We start from the raw sequence: 2,097 nt of genomic DNA, 5'->3' as shown, positions 1-2,097 counted from the left end.
AAAGGGTCTTAGTAGCAATCTTGCGGTTTCTATCTCAGGCATGGTATCAGGGTAGGAAGACAAACACTACTTTAAACAAGGGTGTTTTTTTCCAAACATTAAATATAATGCTCTTACTATGAGCATCTACCAATCTCTCAAAAAATCTTATACCCAAGACCGACGGCGTGAGAATGACTGGCGGTTGTTTTTGCGTTTAGTGCCCTATGCCCGTCGTAGCGGACGACTGTTGACGCTATCAATGTGCTTACTCGTACCGATCGCACTAGCTAATGCCATACAACCGCTGTTGATTGGCCAAGTAATCTCTCTGATTCGCAATGAACCTAGCACTTACGAATTTCTCAGGAATCGCCCCTTATCTCAAGGGCTAAATATCCTGGAGGGATTATTGGTAATTGCGATCGCAATCCGATTGATTTTGACGGGCTACCAAGGTTACATAGTACAGAAGCTAGGACAACAAATCACCGCAGCAATTCGCCAAGACTTATTCCAGCACGTCACGTCTCTAGCAGTGCGGTTTTTTGACCGCACGCCCGTAGGTAAATTAATCACCAGAATCACCAGCGATGTGGAAGTGTTAGGCGATGTCTTTTCGACTGGGGCAATTGGCATTGTATCCAATTTGTTTTCCATGCTGGTGATTTTGGGTTTAATGTTTTCCATTCAATGGCAACTTACCTGCTTGCTGCTAGTGATGTTATTACCAGTTACCTGGGTCATTGTTTACATTCAGCAACAGTACCGCAAAGCCAATTACAAAGGGCGGGAAGAACTGTCTATATTGAATTCACAGTTACAAGAAAATGTGGTTGGCATTAATGTAGTACAGTTGTTCCGCAGGGAAAAATTTAATGCCGAATTGTTTCGTACCACAAACAGCCGCTACACTCAGCAAATGGATCAAACCATCTTTTATGATTCATTTATTTCAGCAACCTTAGAGTGGATTGGACTGATTGCGATCGCAGGTGTTTTGTGCATGGGTGGTTGGTTACTTTTAGGAAAAAGCTTGACTTTTGGAACTTTATCTGCATTTATCTTGTATGCCCAGCGATTATTTGACCCTTTAAGGGATTTTGCGGAAAAATTTACAGTAATTCAAGCTGGTTTCACTGCCATTGAACGGGTAGGCGATATATTAGATGAACCGATAGAAATCCGCGATCGCGCCAATGTCCGGTTCTCAATATTTGATGCGAAATTTGGCTACATAGACGAGATCCTGGCAAATCTAGAATCCCCAGACCTTACTTCCCCGCCAGAACTGGGAGAAATTCGCTTCGATCACGTCTGGTTTGCTTACAAAAATGATGATTACGTAATTAAAGACTTAGATTTCACCATTAATCCTGGTGAAAGAGTGGCATTAGTCGGCCCTACAGGTGCGGGTAAAACTTCCATTATCCGGCTGTTGTGCCGCCTCTATGAACCCACCCAAGGACGCATTCTCATAGATGGCGTGGATATTCGGGAAGTGCCACAGGCAGAACTGCGGCGCTACATGGCAGTAATTTTACAAGAAGGATTTTTGTTTGCTGGCGATGTTAAAAGCAACATTTCTTTAGGAGATGGCTATACTATTGAACAGATTCAACAAGCAGCAGAAGAAACCAACATTGCCCAGTTTATAGAAGAACTACCCGAAGGCTATGATACTCAACTTCGAGAACGGGGGACAAATATTTCTAGTGGTCAAAAGCAACTTTTAGCCTTCGCGCGGGCTGCCATTCGCAGTCCCCAAATTTTGGTACTAGATGAAGCTACCGCTAGCTTGGATGTTGGCACAGAAGCTTTAGTTCAAGAGGCATTAAACCAGCTTTTACTCAGACGCACCGCCATTATTATCGCTCACCGCTTGTCTACAATTCGCAATGTAGACCGGATTTTTGTTCTCAAGCGTGGCGAATTAATCGAACAGGGAAGCCATGATCAATTATTGCGAGAAGGAGGGCTTTATGCCACTTTGCATAACTTGCAGATGTTGGGAACTTAAGATATTTTCAAAAAAAAATGAATAGCACTAAGGAACTTCCAAATAAAAAATACTCAACAAATTCTTGTGGGGCGGGCAAGATGTCTACCCCACAAGAT

The 2,097-nt window shown here is 43.1% G+C and carries 1 protein-coding gene; it reads left to right on the top strand.

Features of this window, described 5'->3' with window-relative positions:
• Positions 1-118: 118 nt before the first annotated feature.
• Positions 119-1,999, top strand: a complete 1,881-nt coding sequence (locus A4S05_RS38315; RefSeq protein WP_069073792.1) for an ABC transporter ATP-binding protein — start codon at positions 119-121, stop codon at positions 1,997-1,999.
• Positions 2,000-2,097: the final 98 nt, after the last annotated feature.

Origin of the sequence: Nostoc sp. KVJ20, from assembly GCF_001712795.1 — a bacterium.
Lineage (GTDB): Bacteria > Cyanobacteriota > Cyanobacteriia > Cyanobacteriales > Nostocaceae > Nostoc.
This window is presented reverse-complemented; position numbering and strand designations above follow the sequence as displayed.

Coding starts and splice junctions, on each gene's coding strand:
- A4S05_RS38315 (WP_069073792.1), top strand. CDS start 119: ATGAGCATCTACCAATCTCTCAAAAAATCTTATACCCAAGACCGACGG.